Origin of the sequence: Isoptericola luteus (assembly GCF_020297055.1) — a bacterium.
GTDB lineage: Bacteria > Actinomycetota > Actinomycetes > Actinomycetales > Cellulomonadaceae > Isoptericola > Isoptericola luteus.
Genome location: NZ_JAIXCQ010000003.1, coordinates 274591 through 299507, shown reverse-complemented (window position 1 = coordinate 299507; position 24917 = coordinate 274591). Strand labels below are relative to the sequence as shown.

General features: G+C 74.2%; 19 protein-coding genes, 1 tRNA gene and 1 pseudogene. 13 read left to right on the top strand and 8 right to left on the bottom strand.

The window, feature by feature from the left end:
* Positions 1-2 precede the first annotated feature (2 nt).
* From LEP48_RS06315 to LEP48_RS06305, 3 genes are read left to right on the top strand one after another with little or no spacing between them, the layout of a single operon-like run.
* Positions 3-1310 (top strand): glycoside hydrolase family 28 protein, encoded by a 1308-nt coding sequence (locus LEP48_RS06315; RefSeq protein WP_225564723.1) that lies wholly within the window; start codon positions 3-5, stop codon positions 1308-1310.
* Positions 1291-1773 carry a hypothetical protein gene (locus LEP48_RS06310; protein ID WP_225564722.1) on the top strand — a complete coding sequence of 161 codons (483 nt, stop codon included), beginning with the start codon at positions 1291-1293 and terminating at the stop codon, positions 1771-1773. The genes LEP48_RS06315 and LEP48_RS06310 overlap by 20 nt, the downstream gene beginning before the upstream one ends.
* Positions 1770-2699 carry a carbohydrate ABC transporter permease gene (locus LEP48_RS06305; RefSeq protein WP_255640746.1) on the top strand — a complete coding sequence of 310 codons (930 nt, stop codon included), beginning with the start codon at positions 1770-1772 and terminating at the stop codon, positions 2697-2699. Before LEP48_RS06310 ends, LEP48_RS06305 begins: the two co-directional genes overlap by 4 nt.
* A gap of 60 nt (positions 2700-2759) precedes the next feature.
* On the opposite strand, the gene LEP48_RS06300 is transcribed toward LEP48_RS06305, so the two are convergent.
* From LEP48_RS06300 to xylA, 3 genes are all read right to left on the bottom strand, one after another.
* Positions 2760-4184, bottom strand: coding sequence for a serine hydrolase domain-containing protein (locus tag LEP48_RS06300; RefSeq protein WP_225564721.1), 1425 nt, complete (start codon positions 4182-4184; stop codon positions 2760-2762).
* A 5-nt stretch (positions 4185-4189) separates the two neighbouring features.
* Complete coding sequence (locus LEP48_RS06295; protein ID WP_225564720.1) at positions 4190-5674, bottom strand: FGGY family carbohydrate kinase; 1485 nt, start codon at positions 5672-5674, stop codon at positions 4190-4192.
* Positions 5675-5847: 173 nt separating this feature from the next.
* Complete coding sequence (gene xylA, locus LEP48_RS06290) at positions 5848-7014, bottom strand: xylose isomerase (RefSeq protein ID WP_225564719.1); 1167 nt, start codon at positions 7012-7014, stop codon at positions 5848-5850.
* A gap of 117 nt (positions 7015-7131) precedes the next feature.
* Between xylA and LEP48_RS06285 the strand changes: the two genes are divergently transcribed.
* The 4 genes from LEP48_RS06285 to LEP48_RS06270 all read left to right on the top strand — a co-directional run bounded on the left by LEP48_RS06285 (position 7132) and on the right by LEP48_RS06270 (position 10647).
* The gene (locus LEP48_RS06285) at positions 7132-8349 is read left to right on the top strand and encodes an ROK family transcriptional regulator (protein WP_225564718.1); all 1218 of its coding nucleotides are present in this window, start codon (positions 7132-7134) and stop codon (positions 8347-8349) included.
* A 94-nt stretch (positions 8350-8443) separates the two neighbouring features.
* Positions 8444-8516: transfer RNA gene (locus tag LEP48_RS06280), tRNA-Arg, on the top strand.
* A gap of 36 nt (positions 8517-8552) precedes the next feature.
* A complete protein-coding gene (locus tag LEP48_RS06275; RefSeq protein ID WP_225564717.1) occupies positions 8553-10019 on the top strand; it encodes an RNA-guided endonuclease TnpB family protein in 1467 nt (488 codons plus the stop codon).
* Positions 10020-10101: 82 nt separating this feature from the next.
* Positions 10102-10647 (top strand): mycothiol transferase, encoded by a 546-nt coding sequence (locus LEP48_RS06270; RefSeq protein ID WP_225564716.1) that lies wholly within the window; start codon positions 10102-10104, stop codon positions 10645-10647.
* A gap of 5 nt (positions 10648-10652) precedes the next feature.
* On the opposite strand, the gene LEP48_RS06265 is transcribed toward LEP48_RS06270, so the two are convergent.
* On the bottom strand, positions 10653-11864 hold the full coding sequence (locus tag LEP48_RS06265; protein WP_422723808.1) for an MFS transporter: 1212 nt from the start codon (positions 11862-11864) through the stop codon (positions 10653-10655).
* A gap of 675 nt (positions 11865-12539) precedes the next feature.
* Between LEP48_RS06265 and LEP48_RS06260 the strand changes: the two genes are divergently transcribed.
* On the top strand, positions 12540-17096 hold the full coding sequence (locus LEP48_RS06260; RefSeq protein WP_422723807.1) for a hypothetical protein: 4557 nt from the start codon (positions 12540-12542) through the stop codon (positions 17094-17096).
* A gap of 29 nt (positions 17097-17125) precedes the next feature.
* The gene (locus tag LEP48_RS06255; RefSeq protein ID WP_225564714.1) at positions 17126-17371 is read left to right on the top strand and encodes a hypothetical protein; all 246 of its coding nucleotides are present in this window, start codon (positions 17126-17128) and stop codon (positions 17369-17371) included.
* Between the two features lie 79 nt (positions 17372-17450).
* On the opposite strand, the gene mscL is transcribed toward LEP48_RS06255, so the two are convergent.
* Both mscL and cpaB read right to left on the bottom strand, forming a co-directional pair.
* Complete coding sequence (gene mscL / locus LEP48_RS06250; protein ID WP_225564713.1) at positions 17451-17903, bottom strand: large conductance mechanosensitive channel protein MscL; 453 nt, start codon at positions 17901-17903, stop codon at positions 17451-17453.
* Between the two features lie 105 nt (positions 17904-18008).
* Complete coding sequence (cpaB, locus tag LEP48_RS06245) at positions 18009-18737, bottom strand: Flp pilus assembly protein CpaB (RefSeq protein WP_225564712.1); 729 nt, start codon at positions 18735-18737, stop codon at positions 18009-18011.
* Between the two features lie 120 nt (positions 18738-18857).
* On the opposite strand from cpaB, the gene LEP48_RS18750 reads away from it, so the two are divergent.
* Positions 18858-19025: a hypothetical protein gene (locus LEP48_RS18750; RefSeq protein WP_308009988.1), complete on the top strand. Its 168-nt coding sequence runs from the start codon at positions 18858-18860 to the stop codon at positions 19023-19025.
* Between the two features lie 14 nt (positions 19026-19039).
* Here LEP48_RS18750 and LEP48_RS18745 read toward each other — a convergent pair.
* Positions 19040-19180, bottom strand: a pseudogene (locus tag LEP48_RS18745) (FmdB family zinc ribbon protein); the annotation flags it as partial.
* 271 nt (positions 19181-19451) lie between these two features.
* Here LEP48_RS18745 and LEP48_RS06235 point away from each other — a divergent pair.
* Positions 19452-22088: a penicillin acylase family protein gene (locus LEP48_RS06235; protein WP_422723806.1), complete on the top strand. Its 2637-nt coding sequence runs from the start codon at positions 19452-19454 to the stop codon at positions 22086-22088.
* On the opposite strand, the gene LEP48_RS06230 is transcribed toward LEP48_RS06235, so the two are convergent.
* Positions 22078-22680 carry a 5-formyltetrahydrofolate cyclo-ligase gene (locus tag LEP48_RS06230; RefSeq protein ID WP_225564710.1) on the bottom strand — a complete coding sequence of 201 codons (603 nt, stop codon included), beginning with the start codon at positions 22678-22680 and terminating at the stop codon, positions 22078-22080. The two genes, LEP48_RS06235 and LEP48_RS06230, sit on opposite strands and share 11 nt — an antisense overlap.
* A 173-nt stretch (positions 22681-22853) precedes the next feature.
* On the opposite strand from LEP48_RS06230, the gene LEP48_RS06225 reads away from it, so the two are divergent.
* Entirely contained in the window at positions 22854-23495 is a 642-nt protein-coding gene (locus tag LEP48_RS06225) for a GNAT family N-acetyltransferase (RefSeq protein ID WP_225564709.1), read from the top strand.
* A gap of 78 nt (positions 23496-23573) precedes the next feature.
* Entirely contained in the window at positions 23574-24857 is a 1284-nt protein-coding gene (locus LEP48_RS06220) for a hypothetical protein (protein WP_225564708.1), read from the top strand.
* Positions 24858-24917 lie beyond the last annotated feature (60 nt).

Sequence of the window (24917 nt, the reverse complement as noted above, 5' to 3'; positions counted from 1 at the left end):
AGGTGCGCTCCATCGACACCACCGTTCCCGACCTCGCGCCCGACGCGAGCGACACGCTGGAGACGGCCGCGCTCCAGGCGCGGATCGACGACGCCGCGAGCGCGGGCGGCGGCCGGGTCGTGGTGCCCGCGGGCGTGCACCGCACCGGGGCGCTGCGCCTGCGCAGCCACGTCGAGCTGCACCTCGAGGCCGGCGCCCGGCTCGAGTTCGTGCCGGACCCGGGCCTCTACCCGGCCGTCGCCGCCCGCTGGGAGGGCGCGTCCGTCGAGGTCCACTCGCCGTGCCTGTACGCGCACGGCGAGACGGACGTCGCGATCACCGGCCTGGGCACGGTCGACGGCGGCGGTGCGGCCTGGTGGGACACGTTCACCCGGGACCGGGCGGCGCTCGCGTACCCGCGGCCCACGCTGGTCGGCCTGCACGAGTGCACGCGCGTGACGATCCGCGACGTCACCCTGACCGACTCGCCCGCCTGGACCGTGCACCCCCTGCTGTGCGAGGACGTGAGCATCTCGGGGATCCGCATCGTCAACCCCCCGGACTCGCCCAACACGGACGGCATCGACCCCGAGTCGTGCCGCAACGTGCGCATCAGCGACTGCCACATCGACGTCGGCGACGACTGCATCGCGATCAAGGCCGGCACGGAGCGTGCCGACAGCAAGGTCGCGTGCGAGAACATCACCATCACGGGCTGCACCATGGTGCACGGCCACGGCGGCGTGGTGATCGGCAGCGAGATGAGCGGTGGCGTGCGCAACGTCGTCATCGGCGACTGCGTCTTCTCCGGCACCGACCGAGGCATCCGCGTCAAGTCGCGCCGAGGGCGTGGCGGCACGGTCGAGGACGTGCGCGTCACGAACGTCGTGATGGACGACGTAATGTGCCCGATCGTCGTCAACCCCTTCTACTTCTGCGGCCCGGACGGCAAGGAGCCGTGGGTCGCCGACCGCGCGGCCTACCCGGTGGACGACCGGACGCCGCTGTTCCGCCGCATCCACCTGTCGCACATCACGGCGCGCAACGTGCACGCCGCCGCCGCGCACCTGTACGGGCTGCCCGAGCAGCCCCTGGCGGAGGTCACCCTGGACGACGTCGCGGTGTCCTTCGCGCCCGACGCCGTGGCCGGGTACCCGGCGATGGCGGACGGCGTCGACGAGATGGCACGCCACGGCGTCCACGCGGGCTTCGTCGCGGACTCGGTGTTCTCGCGGATCCGCATCGTGGGCTGTGACGGGCCCGGGTTCCACGTCGAGGACAGCCCGAGCCTGCGGGTCACGGAGGTGACCGTTGTCAGCGCCGACGACTGACCGGGGCCGCGTCGGCGTGGCCGCGCCCCCGGTGCGGCGCACGGTCGAGAGCTGGCTCGCCGTGGCGGGCATGGTCGTCTCCACGGTGTTCCTGGGCGGGTTCGCCGTCGTGATGAACCGGGTTGACGAGGCGCAGTTCCTCGCCACCCTGTACCCGGAGCTGCGCGCCGTGGGGATCGACCTGCCCCGGGCGGAGGCCTACCAGGCGGCGGCCACGCTCGGCGCCTGGTTCGGCTTCACGCTCGTGACCGTGCTTCTGCTCGGCGCGATCGGCCTGTACGTCGCGGGTCGTCGGCCGGCGCGCCGCGCCACCGGCTGGTGGTTCGCCGCCGCCGGTCTCGTGTGCCTGGTCGGCAGCCAGCTCGTGCTGTACCCGGTGGCCTTCCTGTTCTTCTGCGGCGCGGGGCTGTTCGCCCTGCGCGCCGTCCCCGACCGCCTGCCCGAGCATGGGAGCAAGAGATGAGCAAGACAGTCGCCGCACCGCGGGCCTCGCGCCCGAGCGCCGACGGCGTCCGCCCGGTCCGCCGCACGACGCCGGGGATGCGCGTCTTCCAGGTCGTGAACGCCGTCGTCCTGACCGGATTCGCCCTGATCTGCGTGCTGCCGTTCCTCAACGTGCTCGGCAGCTCGCTCGCGACGCCGGGCGAGCTGGCCACGCGCCCGTTCGTGCTGATCCCGCGCGAGCTCACGCTGGACGCCTACCGGTACATCCTGTCGACGTCCACGATCTTCCGGGCCATGGGGGTCTCGGTGTTCGTCACCGTGGCCGGCACCTTCGTCAGCCTGCTGATCACGTCCCTCATGGCGTACGCGCTGTCCAAGCGGTACCTGCGCGGGCGCCGGGTGATCAACTTCCTCGTGGTGTTCACCATGCTGTTCAGCGGTGGCATGATCCCCACGTTCATCGTGGTCAACAGCCTCGGGCTCATCGACTCGCTGTGGTCGCTGATCCTTCCGGTGGCGGTGAACGCCTTCAACTTCGTCATCATGCGGAGCTTCTTCCAGGGGATCCCGGACAGCCTCGAGGAGGCGGCGCGCATCGACGGCTGCTCCGACCTCGGCGTGTTCTGGCGCATCGTGCTGCCGCTCTCGCTGGCGTCCATCGCCACCATCGGCCTGTTCTACGCCGTGTACTACTGGAACACCTACCAGAACGCGATCCTGTACATCAACGACTCGTCGAAGTGGCCCATCCAGGTGCTGCTGCGCCAGATCGTCATCGTCGCCAGCGGCGTCAACGCGGACGCGAACTCCGTGGACGTGGTGCCGCCCGCGCAGTCGGTGAAGATGGCCGTGATCTTCGTGGCGACGCTGCCGATGCTGATCGTCTACCCGTTCATCCAGCGGTTCTTCGTCAAGGGCGCGCTCATCGGCTCCGTCAAGGGCTGACCTCGCGGTCGGGTCCTCGTGCCGGGACGGGCAGCGTCCCCGCCGCGGCACGAGGATCCGCTATGCCGCCGCGGAGTACGTTCCGTGGAAGGTCCAGCCGGGCCCGATGGTCTCCGCGAACCCCTGGGACTGCACGGTGAGGCTGCCGTCCTCGGCCCGGACGCACCGCACCCGGACGGTGGCGAGCTCGTCGCCGAGCCCGGCCACGCGCACGTCGAGCGTGCTCGGCGAGGACCAGCCCGCCGTGACCACGGCCGGGTCCCCGTCCAGGCGTGCCGGGGCGGGCTCGCCGAAGCGCAGCGGCAGGTCCCAGCCGTCCGACGAGCGCAACCGGCCGCCGCCGTCCCCGAGCTCGAGGACGATCTCTGCGGGGCCTTCGTCGTTCCCGACGCCCCCCGTGGGCCGCACCCACCGGCCTGACGCCGCCACGGCGTGGGCCGGGTCGTGCGACGGCGCCGGCCAGGCGAGCTCGGTGCGAGCCGGTGCCGCCGTGGCGGACGGGTTCGCGTGCGCGGTATCGGGAACCGCGGACGGCGTCGCGCCGGTGAGCGCCGGCAGGAGGCCCCCCAGGACGAGGTCGATCAGGCGCTGGTCGCCGCCGGTGCACGCCTGGGTGTCGGCGGTGACCACGACGGCGAGGTCGCGCGCGGGGTCGCCGTAGACGATCTGCCCGCCCAGGCCGAACATCGCCCACCCGCCCTGCGGCGGCAGCCAGAGCTGGTACCCGTACGCGTGCCGCAGCGACGACCCCCAGGTCAGCAGGGAGGTGCTCGCCTGCGGCGTCGTGGCACGCTCCAGGTAGTCCGCCGGCAGCAGCGATCGCCCCTCGTGCACGCCGCCGTCGAGCATGAGCTGCGCGAGCAGGAGCAGGTCGTGCGGGCTGCAGACCAGGCCAGACCCGCCGTGGCTGACACCCTCCGGGCTCGGCAGGAACCGCAGCCCGGCCGAGACCCCGATCGGGTCGAGCACGCGCGGGCGCAGGTAGTCGGCGACCGTCGTGCCCGTGACCCGCTCCACCAGCGCCGCGAGCGTGTACGAGGCGCTCGTGTCGTAGGTGAACACCGTCCCCGGGGCGTGCGACGGGGGCACGCGGAAGTACGACTCCAGCCAGCCGCCCGGGACGCGCTTGAACGTCGTCGAGCGGTGCGGGCCGCGCATCGACAGCATGTGGTGCAGGGTGGTGGCCTCAAGCCACGGGTGCACGGGCGCCATGTCGCCGAAGTGCTTCAGCACGGGGTCGTCGAGGTCGAGCGCCCCTTCGGCGGCCAGGAGCCCGACCGCCAGCCCCGTGACCGTCTTGGACACGGAGTACATGCGGTGCGGGGCGTCCGGACCGGCGGGAGCGCAGCCCGCGCGCAGCACCGGCTCACGGCCGACCGTCACCTCGACGGAGTGCAGCGCGACGTCCAAGGAGTGGGCGTCGCGCTGCAGGTCCGCGAGAGCTCGCTCGGCGACGGCGGAGGCGACGTCGTCGCGGTGGCCCATCGGGCTCAGACCAGGTCGCGGACGGCGGCGTACTGCTCGCGCACCACCGGCCGCGGGTCGGCGTCGAGCGTCCGGGCGATCGTCGTGGACCACGAGGGCGCGTCGGCTCCCGGGGCGCTCGCGGCGGCCAGGACCCAGGCGGCCTGACGCGCGGCGCCGTCGGCCACGTACTCGCCGGGCGCTGGGATGCCGATCGGCAGGCCGAAGACCTGGGTCGCGACCTGCTGGACGGCGGGGGACTGGGCCGCGCCGCCGATGAGCATGACCCGCTCGACGGGCACACCCTGCGCGCGGAGCGCGTCCAGGCCGTCGGCGAGGCCGCAGAGCATGCCCTCGACGTGGGCGCGGGCGAGGTGCGCGCGGGTCGACGTCGCGAGGCGGATGCCGTGCAGCGTGCCGGTGGCGTCGGGGCGGTTCGGGGTGCGCTCGCCCTCGAGGTAGGGCACGAGCACGAGCCCGTCCGACCCGGCGGGAGCCTCGAGGGCGAGGCGGGCCAGCTCGTCGACGTCGACGTCGAGGACCGCTCGGGCGGCGTCGAGCACGCGGGCCGCGTTGAGCGTGACCGCCAGCATGAGGGCGTTGCCCGTGGCGTCGGCGAAGCCGTTGATCGCGCCGCTGCCGTCCGCGGTGCGCGTAGGTGCGACGGCGGAGACGACGCCGGACGTGCCGAGCGAGATCGCGATGTCCCCGGTCTGCATGCCGAGGCCCAGGGAGGCGCCGGCGTTGTCCCCGGCGCCGGGGCCGAGCAGCGCGCCGCCGTCGACGTCCGCGCCCGCGACCGAGGGGTGCGCCCGCCCGCCTGCCTCGGCCGGGCCGAGCACCCGGGGCAGGACGACGTCGTCGCGACCGAGGGCGAGGCGGAGCAGGTCGCGGCGGTACTCGCCGGCGCCGTCCGCACCCTGCGCGTCGTAGTAGCCCGTGCCGGACGCGTCGGAGCGGTCGGTGACGAGCGCGTCGAGCTGCGGGCCGAGCGGCGAGGAGCCCTCGGGCCCGTAGCCGGCGATGCGCCACGTCAGCCAGTCGTGGGGGAGCGCGACGGCCGCGACGCGCGCCGCGTTCTCGGGCTCGGCGTCGCGCAGCCAGCGCAGCTTGGTGACGGTCAGCGAGGCGACGAGGACGGAGCCGACGGCGTCGGCCCAGGCCTGCGCGCCGGCGTCCGCGTCGCCGTCGCCCAGCTCGCGCACGAGGTCTGCGGCGGCCGCGGCGGAGCGGGTGTCGTTCCACAGGAGGGCGTCGCGGACGACCCGCCCCTGGGCGTCGAGGGCGACGAGTCCGTGCTGCTGCCCTCCGACGGCGAGCGCGGCGACGTCGTCCAGCCCGCCGGCGTCCCGGGCTGCGGCGTCGAAGGCGTCCCACCAGTGCCGGGGGTCGATCTCGGTGCCGTCCGGGTGCTTCGCGCTGCCGGAGCGCACGAGCCGGCCGGTCTCGGCGTCGCGGACGACGATCTTGCAGGACTGCGTGGAGGTGTCCACGCCGGCGACGAGGGGCATCGTTGCTTCCTTCTCGGGCTCGTTCAGTGTGGTGGGCGGGGGGGGGGGGGGGGGGGGGGGGGGGGCCCCCCGCCCCCCCCCCCCCCCCCCCCCGGGGGGGGGGGGGGCGGGGCGTCTGGCCCTGTCCGTGGGCACGAACAGGGCCAGACGCCCGCTCACCGCTGGGGGGTTGGTCAGCCGATGAGGTGCGTCAGCGCGAGCTGGTGCAGTCGCACCAGACCGTAGTCGCGCTCGGCGACCGCGTCGACGTCGACGTCCTCGTAGGCGGACCGGTCCGCGAGGAAGTCGTCGAACGACTCGCCCGCGCCCAGCGTCGGCTCGTTCAGCTCGAAGATGCCGGCGTGCTCGAACGCCTTCTGCACCTCGGGGTCCTCGCGGTACGCCTTCGACTTGGCGGCGAGCATGTCGTAGGTGGCCATGTTCGCCTTGGCCGACTCCCACACGCCGTCGAGGTGCTCGGTGCGGCTCGGCTTGTAGTCGAAGTGGCGGGGACCCTCGTAGCGGGGGCCGCCGTTCGGGAAGCCGTTCTCGAGCATGTCGACCGTGAAGAACGCGCTCAGCAGGTCGCCGTGGCCGAACACGAGGTCCTGGTCGTACTTGGGACCGTGCTGACCGTTGAGGTCGATGTGGAACAGCTTGCCCGCGTACAGCGCCAGCGCGAGGCCGTGCGTGTAGTTGAGGCCCGCCATCTGCTCGTGGCCCGTCTCCGGGTTGAGGCCCACGATGTCGCCGTTGTCGAGCGTGTCGATGAGGGCGATCGCGTGGCCGATGCTCGGCAGGAAGATGTCGCCGCGGGGCTCGTTCGGCTTGGGCTCGAGGGCGACGCGCAGGTCGTAGCCCTTGTCCTTGATGTACGCGGCGACGGTGTCGATGCCCTCGGCGTAGCGGGCGTGGGCGGCGTGCAGGTCCTTGGAGTTGTCGTACTCCGTGCCTTCGCGACCGCCCCACATGACGAACGTCGAGGCGCCCATCTCGGCAGCGAGGTCGACGTTCGTCAGCACCTTGCGCAGGCCGTAGCGGCGCACCGCGCGGTTGTTCGACGTGAACGCGCCGTCCTTGAAGATCGGGTGCGTGAACGTGTTGGTGGTGACCATCTCGCAGACGAGGCCGGTCTCCTGCGAGGCCTTCTTCACCGCGTCGATGTGCTTCTGGCGCTCGGCACCCTCGGCGCCGAACGGGAAGGCGTCGTTGTCGTGGAACGTGAAGCCCCACGCGCCCAGGTCGGCGAGCTTGCGGATGGACTCCGCGGGGTCGAGCTCCGGGCGGGTGGCGGTGCCGAACGGGTCGTTCGCGGGCCAGCCCACGGTCCAGAGGCCGAAGGAGTACTTGATGTCGCTCACGGGATTCTCCTCGTCGAGTCGTGCAGGTGCGGTGCCCGTCGTGGGCTCGAGCCGCGTCCCCGCGGCGTTTTGTTGTACGGCTGAACTATTGCAGCGGGACTGGTCTAGAGTCAAGACGTGCCAGCCACCTCGACGACGTCGCCGACCGGGCGCCCCGCGCCCTCCGCCTCCCGCCAGCACACGCTGCGGGAGCGCAACCTGCGACTCGTCGCGGCCGCCGTCGTCGAAGCCACCGTCCCACCATCGCGCGCCGACGTCGCCGCCGCGACCGGCCTGACCCGCGCGACCGTCTCGACCCTCGTCGACCGCCTCGTCGCCGGCGGGCTCGTCGCCGAGCTGCCCCCGGTCGCCGCGCAGCGGGCCGGGCGCCCGGCCGTCCCCCTGGTGCCCGCCCGGCGGACCGTCGTCGGGGTCGGGCTCGAGGTCAACGTCGACTACCTCGGCGTGCGCGTGCTCGACCTCGCCGGCGACGTCGTGGCCGACCGCGTCGAGCGGGGGTCGTTCCACGACTCCGACCCGGGTCACGTGCTCGGACGGCTCCGCGAGATCGCGCACGGCGTCGTCTCGGACGTCGAGGGGGCAGGGATGCGCGCCGTGGGCGCGCGGCTCGCGCTGCCCGGCCTGGTCGACTCGCACGACGGGCGGCTCGAGGTCGCGCCCAACCTGGGCTGGTCGTCCCTCGACCCGCGCGACCTGCTCGACCTGCGGGCCACCGACGGCACGCCGCTCGCCCTCGAGGTCGCCAACGAGGCCAAGCTCGCCGCCCTCGCCGAGCTCGCCGGCGACGTGCCGTCGTCGTTCCTCTACGTCTCCGGCGACGTCGGCGTCGGTGCCGCGATCGTCGTCGACCGCCAGCTCTTCCTCGGCGACCGCGGCTGGAACGGCGAGATCGGGCACGTCGTCGTCGACCCCGCCGGCCCGCGCTGCACCTGCGGCGCGCTCGGCTGCCTCGAGCAGTACGCCGGCAAGGAAGCCGTCATGCGGGCCGCGCACCTGCCCGACGACGCCCCGCTCGCCGAGCTCGTCGAGCTCCTGCTCGGGCACGACGGCGGGGCCAACGGCGCGGCGCGGCGCGCGGCGCGCGCGCTGGGGTCGGCGCTCGCGGACTTCATCAACCTCGTCGGCGTGCCGACGGTCGTGCTGGGTGGGGCGTTCGCGACCCTCGAGCCCTGGTTGCGCGACGACGTCGTCGCGACCCTGGGAGAGCGGGTCCTCGCCGCGCCGTTCGTCGAGCTGGACGTGCGGGCCGCGCAGGCAGGGGAGCGGGCCGCGCTCACCGGTGGGGCGCGGGAGGTGCTGCGGTCCGTCGTCGCCGACCCCGCGGCGTGGGTGTGATTCCTGGTTGCGCGGCCGGGGCCGCTAGTCTGTACGGCGTCTGTTGTCGGGCCCGAGCTCGGCAACGGCTCGCGCCCTGGTCTGAGTGGTGCGAGCGCCTGTAGCTCAGCGGATAGAGCACCGCTCTCCTAAAGCGGGTGTCGGCAGTTCGAGTCTGCCCAGGCGCACCTTCGCCAATAATCAGTAAAATCTGCACGTCGTCGGTGTGGGAGTGTCAGTGGCTCCTGGCATGGTTCGTCGCGATGGTCCGCTTCACGACGTTCCGCTTCTGCCTCGACCCCACGGTCGAGCAGGTCGGCGTGCTCGAACGGCACGTGGGCGCGTCCCGGTTCGCCTACAACCAGAGCCTGCGTCTGGTTCTCGATGCTCGGCAGGCATGGAAGCGCGATCCGGCGACCAAGGTGCCGTGGACGGGGTTCGACCTCATCAAGACCTTCAACCGATGGAAGGCGTCTGAGGCCGCCGGACGGGTGTTCAACGTCGACCCGTCGGGCGAGGTCGAGGTCGTCCAGACCGGCCTGGTCTGGCGCCGTGAGGTCTACCAGCAGGTCTTCGAGGAGGCGGCGGTCGATCTCGGCCGCGGGCTCGCCGCATGGTCGGAGTCCCGGCGGGGCGAGCGGGCCGGGTCTCCGGTCGGCCATCCTCGATTCAAGAAGAAGTCCTCGGCGCGGCCGTCGTTCCGCATCCGCAACCAGTTCCCCAAGAGCGGCCGGCCGGCGATCCGGCTCGGTGACGAGCATCCGCGCACCGTGCGGATCCCGGGAGTCGGGAACCTCCGCGTCCGGGAGGACACGCGCCGGCTGCGGCGCATGGTGGGCAAGGGGCGGGCGAGGATCCTCTTCGCAACCGTGAGCCGCGGCAGGGGGCGGTGGTGGGTGTCGCTCAACGTCGAGGCCGCCGACCTGCACCCCGGGCGTCGGTACCCCGAAGGCCAAGCTTCCGGACCGTGGGTGGGCGTCGACCTCGGCCTCAAGGCACTCGCCGTCGCTGCCCGCAGCGACGGTACGGAGGTCGACCGCATCGAGGAGTGGCCGCGCACGCTCACCGTGACGGCACGCCGGGGCAGGTGGCTGCACCGAGCCGTGACGCGCAAGCGCAAGGGTTCCAAGAACCGGCGTGCGGCGGCTGACCGCCTCAACAAGTATTACTTCCGCACCGCGGAGATCCGGCGTCGGCACGCGCACGAGGTCTCGAACCGGCTGGTCAAGACACACGACCGGCTGGTGATCGAGGACCTCAACGTCGCCGGGATGCTCGAGCGCAGCCCCCACCTCGCCAAAGCCATCCACGACGTCGGATGGGGGATCATCCGGCGCCAGCTGGCGTACAAGCAGGCCTGGCGCGGGGGAGAGCTGGTGGTGGTGGACCGCTGGTTCCCGTCGTCCAAGACGTGCTCCGCCTGTGGCTCGGTACAGCACATGGGCGGGGTGGCAGTCCGGACGTACGACTGCCGCTCGTGCGGGCTCGTCATCGACCGCGACCGCAACGCCGCGGCCAACCTCGCCGCCTGGGCCGAGGCGCACCACGGTGCGGACGCCCAGGCCCGGGACCGTCAAGCAGAAGGCCCGGTCACCAACGCCCACCGATGGGAACGCCCTGGCCGTCGCCTCCGCGACGGTGAAACGGTCCCAGACGACGTGGGAACCGGAGGTCGGGCGCCCGCCGCCTGATCGAAGGACGCCCGAGGAGGGTGGTGCACACGGCTCGCCGTGCGCATGCTGCAAAGGAAAGGTCGCGGGTACGTTTGCCGGCATGCCGCTCTCCGACGTCGAACCTCGCCTGGACTCCGCGGACCCGGCGGCGCAGTTCGCCGCGTACCTGGACTTCTACCGCTCCGCCGTGGTGCGCAAGACGGACGGGCTGACGCCGGACCAGCTCACCACGAGCCTGCTCCCGTCGGGCTGGACGCCGCTGGAGCTGCTGATGCACCTGGTGCACATGGAGCGCCGCTGGTTCGTGTGGGGGTTCCTGGGCGAGCAGGTCGAGGAGCCGTGGCGTGACCACGTCGACGGAGACCCGCACGCCGCGTGGCACGTGCCGGACGGCGTCGGGCGCGACGAGCTCGTCGACGCGCTGCTCGCGGGCGGCGAGCGGACGCACGAGATCCTGGTGGCGCACGACCTGGCCGCGCGCGGCGCCGTCGGGGGCCGGTTCGCAGGCGCCGAAGCCTCCGGTGATGAAGCCGGCGCCCCGCCCACGCTGGCGTGGATCTGCTTCCACGTGCTCCAGGAGTACGCGCGGCACGCCGGGCACCTCGACGTCGCACGGGAGCTCGCCGACGGCGCGACGGGGGAGTAGCGCCGTCAGGCGGCCGGGTCGTCCGTGGGCCTGGCGTGCGCGATGTGCGCGAGCTGCTTCCAGACGAGCAGCAGCGTGATCCCCGCGCCCACGAACCCGAACCACATGGGCGCCGTCAGGCCGAACTGCTCGGCGAGGACCCCGCCGATCGCGTTGCCCGCGACGATGCCGCCGAACACGCACATCATGTACACCGACCCGACGCGGCCCTGGAACCGCGTGGGCACGGCGCGCTGCCGCACCGTGTTCGCCACGGTGCCCCACACGAACGCGTAGACGCCGAAGACGAACATGATCACGATGGCGGCCCAGCCCGAGGGGGCGAGGGCCAGCGCCAGGTGGAACACCACCTCGAGGGAGAGGCAGACCTTCATCAGCGTCGCCATGGAGAACCGGCGCTCGAGCCGCCCGTAGAAGAAGGTGGCGAGAAGGCCCCCGACCGCCGACGCCGTCGTCAGCAGGCCGTACCCCACAGGCCCCATGTGCAGGTGGTCCAGGGAGTAGACCACGAGGATCGCCCACGGGGCGGCCCAGGTCAGGTTGAACACGAGCACGACCAGCGCGAGCGTGCGCACGGGCGGGTTGCGCCAGATCCATCGCAGGCCCTCGGTGATGTCGTCGCGGACGCGAGCCCCGGCGACCTGGCCGGCGTCGGGCAGCGCAGGCAGCACGATGCGGCTCACGAGCAGCACCGCGAGCAGCACGCTCACGAGCTGCACGACGAACGGCCACGCCATCCCTGCGGCGAAGAGGAACGCGCCCACCGGCGGCCCGACCAGCTGGTTGGCGGTGAGGAACCCGGCCTGGAACCGGGCGTTGCCGGTGCCCAGGTCGGCGGGGCGGACCAGCATCGGCAGGAGCGTCTGGGAGGTGGTGTCGGCGAACACCTCGGCGACGCCCATGAGCAGCATCGCCGCCAGCACGAGGGTGATGTTCACGTGGCCCGTGGCGATCACGACGGTCAGGGCGCCCACGACGGCCGCCCGCAGCAGGTTGGCCACGATCATGAGCCGACGTCGGTCCAGGCGGTCGGCCAGCACGCCGGCCCAGAGCCCGAACACCAGCCAGGGCAGCCGTTGCAGCATGGCCGCGAGGGCGACGAGGAACGCCGAGTCGGTCTGGGAGGCCACGAGCAGGGGGCCGGCCGCGAGGGCGATGCCGTCGCCGATGTTGCTGGTCCAGGCTGCCGACACGAGCCAGCGGAAGCCGACGCCCATGCGCGCGGGGGCGACCGCTTCGACCAGTCGGTTCAGGGGGCGACGCACAGGGATCGAGGTTAGATGCCCGGGCTCACCAAGGGAAATGACGATCCTTCACTTCGGGTTGCGAGATAGCCCGCTCGCGGGTATTGACGTGAACCCGGCGTGGGGGCACACTCACGATGGCAGCGCGCATCGCCCGCCCCCTGCGCGGTGCGCGCTGCCCACTCCCGGGTTCGTCCCGGTCGCGACGCCCCTTCGGACCCCCCGCCGAGGGGGCGTCGACTCGTCCTGACGGCGCTCTGCGGCCCGTTCGCGGGACCCGCGCGGCTCCGACCGCTCTCGTTGCCCTCGGCGTGCCGTCCCGGCGCGGGCCCCGCCGCGTTCTACCGTGCTGGCGTGAGAGCCGCCCGACGATCTACCGCCACGACAGCGGTCCACCCCGCCCCGGACCCGTCCGACGACCACGCCGGCCCCGTGGCCGGAGGCAGTGCCGAGGACGGGACCTCGCACGTGTCCGAGGGGGACGTGCGCGGGGGAGTCGTGCGCGAGGGCGAGCCGGCGGAGCGCGGCGGGAACGGGCAGCGGCCGTCCTCCGGCGCCCGGGGTGCCGGGACCGGACCGCACCGCGCGCCGTCGCCGGCGGACGTCGTCGAGTCGGCCACCCGCCGCTGGCGTGCCTCGCTGGTGGAGATGGTCGGCGGGTCGTCGTTGTCGGACGTCGGTCTGCTCGGCGAGGCGGTCGTCGACCTGTCGGCGGCGCACCCGTCGGGCGTCGCACAGCTCTTCGCAGGTCGTCCCACCCGGCTGTCCAACCTGGTGCGGGAGCCCGACGCGCTCCCTGCCGCCCGCCGCCGGGCGCGCGCCGTCGCCGCGCGAGCCGCCGAGCACGCGTCGCGCTACGGACTGGCGCCCACGTACCTCGCGATCGGTGTGGCCACCTGGGTGGAGCACGAGGACGGTCCCGAGGTGCCGTTCGGTGGCGGTGGCCCGCAGCGGAACGACGTCGCGGCGCTCGCTCGCGTCGCGTCCGGTCCCGGCCGCGGCACGACGCCCCCCGACGCCGCGGTCGTCGGCGCGCCCGACGCGGCGGACGACCTGACCGCGGCCCCGGACGCCGAGGTCGTTGCTCCTGCGACCGGCGCCGGGGAGGGCGGCACGGCCGTCGGCCAGGAGGCGTCCGGGACCGGAGAGCCGCAGGTCACCGCGAAGCCCGGAGGTCAGGCCCCCGACGACGAAGGTCCCGCCCTCACGACGTCCATCCCCGTCGTCTCCATGTCCTCGCCCGACCCGAGCGGCGCCGCGCCGCGTCCCGCCGTCCCGGCACGGCCGGTGGACGTGGACGCCGGCGACCAGCCGGCACGGGGACGGGTCGTCCACGCGCCCGTCGTCCTCCGGCCGGTCACGCTCACCCCGCGCGGGGACGGCGGCGCGGACTACGACCTGACGCTCGAGCCGACGGTCGAGATCAACCCGGTGGTGGCGCGCACCCTGCGTGCCCACGGTGCGCTCCTCGACCCGGCGGCGCTCGCGAAGGCGACGTTCACGCTCGCCGGCTTCGACCCCACGGACGTGCTCGCACGGGTCACGGCCCTCGGGGAGGCGGTCCTCGACGGGTTCGGCCTCGACCGCCGCGTGCTCGTGGGCACGTTCGTGCACCCCGGCCAGGTGCTGGTGGACGATCTCGACGAGCTCGGCCCGTCGCTGCACCGGCACGAGGTGGTCGCGGCGCTCGCCGGCGTGGACTCTGCCGTCGAGGAGCTGGCCGGGCTCGAGATCCCGGCCGCGCGCCGCGGGGACGCGGACCCGACCCGCGAGCGTGGGGTCGGCGACCTCGACCCGCAGCAGCGGCACGTGCTGGACGCGCTGGCGACGGGTGGTCACTTCTTCGTCGACGCCCCGGTCGGTTCCGACGTCGCGGGGACGCTCGCCGCCGTCGTCGGCGAGGCCGCTTCCGCCGGGCGTTCGGTGCTGTACGTGACGGGCCACCGACGGGCCGCCGACCGGCTCGCGCTCCGGCTCGGCGACCTGGGTCTGGACTCGCTGCTGCTCGACGTCCCGCCGCAGCCGACCTGGCGCGAGGACGTCACCCGCCGTCTCCTGGCGGCGATGGCGAGCGAGCCCGAGCACATCGACGCGGACGCCACGGCGAGCGTGCGCGACGCCCTCATCGGCACCCGGTCCCAGCTCACGGGCTACATCACCGCGCTGCACGAGCGGCGGGCGCCGTGGCAGGTCTCCGCCTACGACGCGCTCCAGGCGCTCGCCCGGCTGACGTCGGAGCGGCCGGCACCGTCGACGACGGTGCGCCTGCCCTCGGAGGCCGTGCTCGCCCTGGACGCCGAGCGCCGGCGCGAGGTTGCGGCGGACCTGGTGCGGGCGGCGGAGCTTGGGGCGTTCACCCTGCGCCCGTCGTCGACCCCGTGGTTCGGCGCGCACCTGCTCACCCACGACGACGCGCGCCAGGCGATGGTCCGCGTGCAGCGGCTCCGCGACATCACCGTGCCGCAGCTGCGCCGCCAGCTGGCCTACACGGCCGAGGTCACCGGGCTCACGGCGCCGACGACCGTGCGCGGGTGGGGCGAACAGCTCGCGATGCTCGGCGGGATGCGCGGCACGCTCGACCAGTTCCACCCGATGGTCTTCGAGCGCACGGCCACCGACCTGGTGCAGGCGACGGCGTCGCGCCGCTGGCGCGCCGAGCGCGGCGTCGAGATGGGCTGGGTCGCGCGGCGCCGGCTGCGACGGCGCGCGAAGGACATGGTGCGCCCCGGCGTGCGCGTGCCGGACCTGCACGCCGCGCTCGTCCAGGTCGCGGAGCAGCGGGAGGTCTGGGCCGAGCACGCACAGCGTGGCGGCTGGCCGACGCTGCCGGAAGGGCTCGCCTCGATCGAGGACACCTACGAGGCCGTCCGCATCGACCTCGAGGCGCTCGAGCCCGTGCTGGCGCCGACGACGCTCGGGGGGCACCTGCTCGACCTCGACCTCGACGGGCTCGCCGAACGGCTGCAGCGCCTCGCCACCGACCGGGATGCCCTGGAGACGCTCCCCGAGCGCACCGCCCTGGTGAGGCGGGCCCGGGCGCTGGGCGTCGGGGGCCTCGTCGACGACCTCGCGGACCGTCGCGCCCCCGCAGACCTCGTCACGGCGGAGCTCGAGCTCTCCTGGTGGTCCTCGGTGTTCGAGCAGCTCCTGGCGGCCGACCCGGCGCTCGTCGGGCAGGACGGCGCGGGGCTCGACGCGCTCGCCCGCCGGTTCCGCGACCTCGACCGACGGCACCTGGCCGCGCTGTCGCAGCCGGTCCGGGTCGCGGCGCGCGCCCACCTGGGCACGGTGATGCGGGAGGACCGGGACGAGGCCGAGGCGCTGTTCACCGAGCTCATCGAGGGTCGGATGACGACGCTGCGGGAGCTCTCCGAACGGCACGGCGCCGTCCTGCGCCGGCTGCGGCCCGCACTCATGGCGACGCCGACCCTCGTGCCGCACCTGCTGCCCGCGCACCGCACCGTCGACCTCGTCGTGCTCGACGCGATCCAGCACGTGCCCGCGGCCTCCGTGGTGCCGGCGATCGCCCGCGGGCGCCAGGTCGTCGTGGTGGGGGACCCGCGCTCCGCGTCGGGGTCGAGCGTGCAGGAGCTGGCGGGGCTGCTGCCGATGGTGACGCTCCTGCCGCACGACAACCGTCGTGACCCGGAGCTGACCCGGCTGCTCGCCGCCCACGGGTACGACGGCCTGCTGCGCCCGGCACCGCTGCCCCGTGCGGAAGAGCTGGTGCGGCTCGACGTCGTCGACGGGACCGGGATGCCCGATCCGGCGTCCGGCACGGTCGAGAGCACGCAGGCCGAGGTGGACCGCGTCGTCGAGGCGTCGATCGAGCACGCGCTCACCCGCCCCGAGGAGACGTTCGCCGTCGTCACGGTGACCGCCGCGCACGCCGACCGGGTCCGCGAGGCGCTGCTCGCCGAGGTGCGGACGAACCCCGCGCTCGCGCCGTTCTTCTCCGGTTCCCGCGCGGAGCCCGTGGTCGTCGCGGACATCACCGGGGTGGCCGGCCTGTCGCGCGACACGATCCTGCTGTCGGTGGGCTTCGGCCGGACGCCCCACGGCCGCGTGCTGCACCGCTTCGGCGTGCTCGGGGAGGCAGGCGGCGAGGCGATGCTCCTGGGTGCGCTCGGCGCGACCCGGCGCCGGCTGCACGTGGTCTCCTGCTTCCGCGCCGAGGTGCTCGACCCCGAGCGGCTGCGCGGCGCGGGGCCTCGCCTGCTCGCCGAGGTGCTCGACCTCGCCGAACGCCGGTCGGGCGCCGCAGACCAGGTGCTGCTCGGCAACGGGGTCGACGTCGGGCGGGCTCCTGACCGGCTCCTCGTGGACCTCGGGGAGCGGCTGTGGAAGCTCGGCTACCTCGTCGAGACGGACTACGGCACCGCCGACGGCGAGCACATCCCGCTGGTCGTCGGGCACCCGGACCTCCCGGGCGAGCTGCTGGTGGCGGTGCTCACCGACGACGCCGCCTACGTCGCCGAGCCGTCCGTGCGGGTGCGCGACCGCCAGCTCTCGGAGCGGCTCGAACGGCTGGGCTGGGTCGTGACGCAGGTCTGGTCCGCCGCGGCATTCCTCGACCCGGACGGCGAGGCGGACCGGGTGCGCACGCTGGTGCAGCGGGTGCGTGACGAGCGCGTCGGCACCTCGGGCGGCGTGGTGCCTCCGCGGGAGGTCGTGGTCCCCGTGCTGTCCGACGAGGACGACGTCGACGACACCCCGCTCGACGACGTCACGATCGCGCCGGACGTCGTCGCGCCGGACGTCGTCGCGCCGGACGACGCGACGCCCGTGGCCGAGGACAGGCCCGGGCCGCTGAGCTCCACGGCGCCTGAGCCGGGGACCCGACCGGAGCCGGGGAACCAGCCCGAACCGGGGACTCAGCCGGAACCCGTGACCCAGCCGGAGCCGACGACTCAGCCGGAGCCCGAGTTCGACCCCGAGCCTCAGCCCGAGACACAGCCCGAGCTGGACCTGGCGCTCGAGAGCGAGACGACGGACGTCGGCACGTCCGTGGCCGCGCCCGCGGCGGGCGGGTCGGTGGCGACGGACGGTCTCGACCCGGACGTGCCTGGCGACGAGCCCGAGAACGTGCTGTTCGACGTCGGGCCCTCGAACGACGCACCCGTCGCCGGGACGGCGGACGCCCCGTCGGCTCCGGAGGGTGAGCCCGTCACGGACGGGGACGAGGCGGGGCCCGCCGCACGCTGAGGGCGGCTCGCAGGGGGCAGAATGACGGGGTGAGCGAGCACGACGCGGGTACCCCCGAGCAGTCTTCCGAGGAGCGTCGCGCTCCGGTGACCCCGACGCCGTCGGACGCGGGCACGGCCGCCACCACACCGGTGGGCGCCCGGCGCCGTGGCCCTCGTCGCGCGGTGCGCAAGGGCACCGAGCGCGAGTCGGTGCCCGGCGTGGCCAGGGACGAGCGCGGCGGCCACGGCTCCAACGACGAGCGGCTACGACGCGACGTGCCCCCGCACTGGTGACGGTGCGGCCGGGCCGCCCCGCCGTCTCGGGGCGACACCGGCCGGCTGCCCGGCGGGTGCTCGTCTCGCCGGGAGTGGGCTACTGCCGCGGCGGGAGCCCGGAGCCTCCGGTGTAGCCGGTGGCCCCCGGGCCGCCGGTGGACTGCGCGGCGAGCAGGTCGCGGATCTCCTGCAGCAGGATGACGTTCTGGTCCATCGGCTCCGGCTCCTCCTCCTGACCGCGCGCCCGGCGCTCGGCGAGGTGGTTGAGCGGGGCGACGACGATGAAGTACAGCGCCGCGGCGACGATGAGGAAGTTCAGCACGGCGTTGAGAAACAGCCCGATGCTGAACACCGCGTTGTTGATCGGGAACGTCATGACGTTCGAGATGTCCGGCTGGCCGAAGATCGCCGCGATGAGCGGGTTGATGATGCCGTCGAGCAGACCGCTGACGACGGCGGTGAACGCGGTGCCGATGACGATGCCGACGGCGAGGTCGACGACGTTGCCCCGCATGACGAATTCCTTGAACCCGGACATCAAGCTCTTCATGTCTTCCCCCAGGGAGATGGCCTCGCGACCCGCCGCGGGCCGGCGGTGTGGTGCCGGGGGCGATTCTCGCCCCGCGCGGGCGGCGGCGCAACGGGGTTGCCGCCCTCAGCGCACCAGGACCGCCCCGATCGTGCCCCAGCCGGACGCCGTCGACAGGCGCGGCGCGTCGTCGGGCGACACGGCGACGAGGGTGACCTCGACGGCCCCGGCGCTGCTGCCCGCGCCGAGCAGCCCGCCGACGCCCTGCGCGTCGTGGTCATCCGTGCCCGGGCCGGGCAGGACGAGCGCGCGCCGGGCCAGGTAGGCGTCGTCGCCGCCCGTGTCCTCGGCGCTGCCGTCGCCGAGGGCGAGCAGGTCCACCCGGTCGCCGGGCCGCAGCCAGCCCGCCGACGCCTGGTCCAGGCGGACGGGCACGACGACGGTCCCGTCGGGCGCCTGGGCCACGGCGCCGCCCCCGGGCAGGAGGTCCGGGTGCAGGGGCAGCCCCGCGGGGAGGGCGACGGCCGGCGCACGCCCGACGGCGTCGTCGGCGTCGGTCAGCACGTCGGCCGGGACGAGCGCCGCCGGGACGGTGCGGGTGGTGAGGTCGTCGGGGCGGAGGGACTCGCCGGCGGCGAGCCGGTGGGCGGGGACGACGACGTCGACGGTGGTGGGCGGTGCGGGCCGCAGCGCCTGGACGACGACGGCCGCCGCCAGGCCGCAGCAGACGGCGGCGGCGACGTGGCGCGACCGCCAGGCGAGGGTGCGCCAGCGCCGTCGTGCGCGGCGGCGGGCGAGGTCGCGAGGCGCGGCCCCGCTCAGGGCGGGGGAGCGGCGGGCGGTGCGGTCCGGCATGGCCGGCACGTTACGGACCCGCGCCTCCTGCTGTCCCGGGTGCGGCGAGGCCTGTGGACGGCGTCGCGCGGCAGCGGCTTGGGGACGGCCTCAGGCCCGCACGCTCAGGAGGCCGCGGCCTTGCTTGAGCTCGACGAGCCCGATGACGACGAGCCTGACGAGGACGAGCCTGACGAGCCCGAGGTCGACGTGCTCGATGACGTGCTCGACGATGAGGACGCCGGCGCCGAGGACGAGGAGGACGACGGCGCGGTCGCCGACGAGCTCTTGCGCGAGTCGGTGCGGTAGAAGCCCGAGCCCTTGAACGTCACACCGACGGAGCCGAACTGCTTGCGCAACCGGCCGCCGCACTCGGGGCAGACGGTCAGCGAGTCGTCGGTGAACGACTGGTGGACGTCGAACACGTGGCCGCAGTCGGCGCACCGGTACGCGTAGGTGGGCACGTTCTCTCCTCTGACGGACGAGCGGACGGACGAAGGGCTGACGCCGCGACCTCGGACCGGCCGCTGGCACTCAGAAGATCCGAGTGCCAATCATACGCTGGCCTGTAGTCTCGCCTGCGTGTCAGCGACCGACCCCTCTGCAGCACCTGGCCAGGACGACCCCTCGGACGTGATCGAGACCGCCACCGAAACGGAGAGCCGTCCCGCCGCACGGCCGCCCCGCCGCCGCTCCCGGCTGCGCAGCGCGGTCGTCGGCATCGCCGTCGTCGTCGTGCTGGCGCTGGTGGCCGCGACGGTCTTCACCGTCGTCACCGTCCGGCGCCCGCTGCCGGACCAGGAGGGCACCCAGGCGCTGCCGGGGCTGACCTCGGCGGTCGAGGTCCGCCGGGACGCGCAGGGCGTGCCGCACGTCTACGCCGACTCCACCGAGGACCTCTTCCGCGCGCAGGGCTACCTGCAGGCGCAGGACCGGTTCTTCGAGATGGACTACCGGCGTCACGTGACGTCGGGTCGCCTGGCCGAGCTGGTCGGCGACGTCCCCGAGGCGATCGACGCGGACAAGGTGACACGCACCTTCGGGTGGCGGCAGGTCGCCGAGGAGGAGTGGCACCTCATCTCGGACGAGACCCGGGAGTACCTCCAGGCGTACGCCCAGGGCGTGAACTCCTACCTGGAGGATCGCGACCCGGAGGAGCTCGCCGTCGAGTACACGGTGCTGGGTGCCAGCGTCGACGTCGGCACGATCGAGCCCTGGGAGCCGATCGACTCCCTGGCGTGGCTCAAGGCGATGGCCTGGGACCTGCGCGGCAACTACGACGCCGAGCTGGACCGTGCGCTCGCGTACAGCACGCTGGACGACGTCGACCTGGTCGACAGGCTCTTCCCCGCGTACGACGACAGCGGCAACCAGCCGATCCTGCGCACGAAGGACCTGGCGAACCGCCGCGCCTCCGACGACAAGGCGTCGTCCGACGGGTCGTCCGACACCGACGGGTCGTCCGACACCGACGAGTCCACCGATGGCGGCGCCGAGACCGCCGACGGCACCGAGACCTCCGACGGCACCGAGACCGACATCGCGGGCTCGGGCGGCGGGTTCGCCGTCGCCGACCTCGAGTCCGCGCTCGACGCCACCCGCACGGCGCTGGACGCCGTCCCGGTGCTCGTGGGCCGTGGCGAGGCGTCGGGCTCGAACTCGTGGGTCGTGTCGGGCGAGCACACTGCCTCGGGCCAGCCCATGCTGGCCAACGACCCGCACCTGGCGCTCGGTGCGCCGGGGATCTGGGCGCAGGTCGGGCTGCACTGCAACGAGGTGACCGACACCTGCCCGTTCGACGTCGCGGGCTTCTCCTTCGCAGGCTTCCCCGGCGTCGTCATCGGGCACAACGGTGACGTGGCGTGGGGACTGACGAACATGGGCGCGGACGTCACGGACTTCTTCGTGGAGCGGGTGCGCGCCGACACGTGGCTGCGTGACGCGCAGGAGGAGGAGTGGGAGCCCCTGGAGGTCCGCACGGAGATCATCCGCGTGGCGGGCGCCAGCCCGGTCGACCTCACGGTGCGCAGCACCGCCCACGGACCGCTGGTGTCGTCGGTGCTCGGCGTCGAGGACGTCGTCGGCTCGCCCACGGAGACGGGCACGGAGTTCGGCGAGTACGACGTCGCGCTGCAGTGGACGGCGCTGGAGCCCGGGCGCACCGCGGACGCGGTCTTCGCCTTCGACGCCGCGCAGGACGCGCAGGACATCCAGGACGCCGCGGCACTGTTCGACGTCCCCGCGCAGAGCATCGTCTTCGCGACGACCGACGGTCACATCGGCTACCAGGCGCCCGGCCGGATCCCGGTGCGTGACGAGGTCGACGGGCCGGTGCCGTCCGACGGCACGTGGCCGCGGCCCGGCTGGGACTCGCGCTACGACTGGGACGGCTGGGTGAAGTCCGAGCGGATGCCGCGCGCGCTCGACCCGAAGGCGGGCTTCGTCGTGGCCGCGAACCAGGCGGTGCTGCCCGGGGGAGCGAAGCCGTACCTCACCGAGGACTGGGACTACGGGTTCCGGTCCGAGCGGATCCGCACGCTCCTCAAGGAGCAGATCGACACGGGTCGGCCGTTCGACGCCGCGGACATGAACCGCATCCAGAACGACGACTGGTCGCCGTTCGCCGCGATGCTGGTGCCCACGCTGCTCGAGCTCGACGTCGACGACCCGTTCGACCGCGTCGGCCAGGACCTCCTGGCGGACTGGGACTACCGGACGGACGTGGACTCGCCGGCCGCGGCGTACTTCGCGGCCGTGTGGCGCAACCTGCTGGCGGAGACGTTCTGGGACGACCTGCCCCAGAGCATGCGGCCGTCCGGCGACTCGCGCTGGCTGCAGGTGGTGAGCTCGATGCTGGAGCGTTCGGACGACCGCTTCTGGGACGACCGGACGACGGTGAACGTCGTCGAGTCCCGCGACGAGATCCTCACGCAGGCGCTGACGTCGGCGCGCCGGGACCTCACGGTCGAGCTGTCGAAGGAGCCCGAGGACTGGTCCTGGGGCACCCTGCACACGTTGAGCCTGGAGCACCCGGTGCTCGGCGGGTCGTCGGTGCCGAGCCTGGTGCGCGACTTCGTCAACCCGGACCCGGTGAAGATGCCCGGCGGGCCGTCCATCGTCAACGCGACGGGCTGGGACGCGGGCACGGGCAGCTTCGCCGTCACGACGGGCCCGACGATGCGGATGGTGGTCGACATGGCCGACCTCGACGCCTCGACCTGGGTGGTGGCCGCGGGGACCTCCGGGCACCCGGCGTCATCGCACTACGACGACCAGCTCGACGAGTGGGCGGCCGGCGAGACGTTCGCCTGGCCGTTCACCAGGGCCGCCGTCGAGGGGGCGACCGAGGAGCGGGCGACGCTCACGCCCTGACCGGGAGCTCCTGCCAGCCGTCGGGGGTCACGACGACGTGCACCGGGACGTCGTGGTCCTCGACCGGCAGGGGCTGCACGTCGCCGTCGTAGACCTCCTCGGGGAACACGAGGGCGACGACGGTGATCTCCGGTCGCGCCATCTTGAGGAGGCGGTCGTACCAGCCGCCCCCCTGGCCGAGCCGGACGCCGTGGCTGTCCACTGCGAGCGCGGGCGCCACGACGACATCGGCGTGGGTGATCGCGTCCGCCCCCAGCGGGGGGCCGGACGGTTCCGGCGGGCGGCCGGGAGCGCGCTCCCGCAGGTCGTCGGCGCCGGCGTACTCTGCCCAGTCGCGCGCGAGGCCGGCCCCGAGGACGGGCAGCAGCACGCGCGCGCCGCGGGCTGCGAGCCGCTCCAGCAGCTCGCCGGTGCCGGGCTCGGCGGGCCGGGAGACGTAGGTGGCGACGACGTTCGCGTCCCGCACGGCCGGCAGGGTGTCCAGCACGTCGGCGAAGGCGACGGCCGCCTGCTCGCGGAGGCGGGGGGATCGCTCGGTGCGGTGCGCGCGGATCGCCCTGCGCAGCGCGTCCTTCGCGTCGGAGGGCTCCATCCCCGCAACGAGGGGGTACGGCTGGTGGGCTCTGGTCTCTTTGCGGTCGCCGCGCATGGGCTCATTGTGGCAGGGTCCCGTCGGGGGAGCCCCGGTCCGCGCCGGGACCACGCCGACGTGGCCTGGATCACGGTGCGGCCCCGACAGGGCCCTCCGGGCCGGAACGAGGTGGCATGACGCACAAGCACGCCCGCGGCTGGGCCGTGAACCGCCCATGGCCGGTCACGCTGCGTGAGGACGGCCCGACGGGTGCCGTCGTGCTGCGCCCCCTGCGGCGCCGGGACGGGGCCGAGTGGCTGCGGCTGCGCGGGGCGAACGCCGCCTGGCTGGAGCCGTGGGAGGCCACCACCCCCGGCCCGTGGCACGAGGGTGCCACCTACCCCGAGTACGTGCGCGCGCTGTCGGCGCAGGCGCGGGCGGGCACGGCGCTGCCGTTCGCGGTCGAGCTCGACGGCGCTCTGGTGGGTCAGCTCACGGTGTCGCAGATCGTGCACGGCTCGTTGTGCTCGGCGACCATCGGCTACTGGGTCTCCGAGCACGTCGCCGGCAAGGGGATCATCCCGACGGCGGTCGCGATGGCGGGGGACTACTGCCTCGCCGTGCTGGGCCTGCACCGGATCGAGATCAACATCCGGCCCGAGAACGCGGCGAGCCTGCGGGTCGTGGCCAAGCTCGGGTTCCGCGACGAGGGGCTGCGCGAGCGGTACCTGCACATCCAGGGGCAGTGGCGGGACCACCGCTCGTTCGCGCTCACGACGGAGGACGTGCCAGAGGGCCTCCTCGCCCGCTGGCAGGCCACGCGGGACGGCATCTGACGCCGGACACGCCGCCGACACCGGACACGCCGCAGCCGGTGGTCTCCCGGAGGCGGGCGCGTCCCCTACGGTCGTGACGTGGAACCAGAGACGTCGGCAGCGGGGCTCGCGGTGCTTGCCGTGTGCGTCCTGTGCCTGGGTTTCTGGGTGCCGCACCGCCTGCGGCTCCGGCAGCAGCTCGCCGAAGCGCGCGTGGATGACAGGTTCTCGGGCGGCCTGCGCGTCCTCGCCGTCGCTGCCGCCGGCCCCGTGCCGGCAGCGGTGAGCCCGGTGGGCGGCTCGCCGCCGCTCTTGACTTCCGGGACCACGGTCGTCGCTCAGGTTGCAGGGGAGGAGAGGCCGATGGCGCTCGGCGATGACAGGGGCACGTCGGGTGGTCCGGCCGCGCGCGCGGGCAGCGGGGCGACCCCGACGGTCTCGCCCGCGGCCCGGGCGTCCCGGACGGCCCAGCTCGAGCGTCGTGCCGCGCGGGCGCGGCGTCGCCTGCTGCTGACCCTCGTCCTGGTGCTCGCGACGGCGGCCGCCTGGACCGTGGTGGGACTCGGGTATGTCCACTGGTATGCCGCGGCCGTGCCGAGTGCGCTGCTCGCGCTCGTCCTCGTGCTCGGCCGGCTGGCCGTGGTCTCGGCGCGGCGCGCCGACGCGCGCTGGTTCGAGGAGCGCCGTACCGCGCAGCGGGAGGCCACGCAGGCGCGGGCGCTCGCCAACGGCGGGCCGTACGCGCCGCGCAACCGGGCCCGCGTCACCGGGCACGCCGTCCGGCCGTCCAGCGCCCACACGCAGATGATCCCCCGTGTCCCTGCGCCGTCCGCACCGGCCGCGGGGTCGACGGCGCGGTCCCGTGCACGCGCTGCCGCCGCCGCGTCGGTCCCGGTCGGCACGGTCGCGTCGCCTGGCCCCGGTGCCGGGCGGGAGCACCAGACGGCCGCGGCCGCCACGGGCCCCGAGGCCGACGGCGCCGAGCCCGAGCGAGTCATCGTCATGTCGTCCGACGGCGTCGTGGTCGAGGAGCCGCAGACGCCCGTCGGAGGCGAGCCCTGGGACCCGGTGCCCGTGCCGCTGCCCACGTACGTGACCAAGGCCGAGGCGCCCCGCCGGGCGGTGCAGTCGCTCCGCGCGGCGGCCGCCGCGTCCGCGACGTCGGCCGCGTCCAGGGCGGCGGCGCTCCCGAAGCCTCCGGTCCCCTCGACCACGCCGGTACCCTCGACCACAGAGCCGGGGCCGGCAGACGGCGGTGCCGTCGCCGGTCGCGCGCCGGGCTCCACGACGTACTCCACCGCGGGGGACGAGCCCCGGCCACGGACCGAGACCCTCGGCCTGCCGCTGGAGCAGATCCTCGCGCGGCGTCGCGCCGCGGGCTGACGCCGGATCGTCGGGCCTCGATTTGGCGCCCGACGGGGGCGGAGGTTAATGTTGACCTCG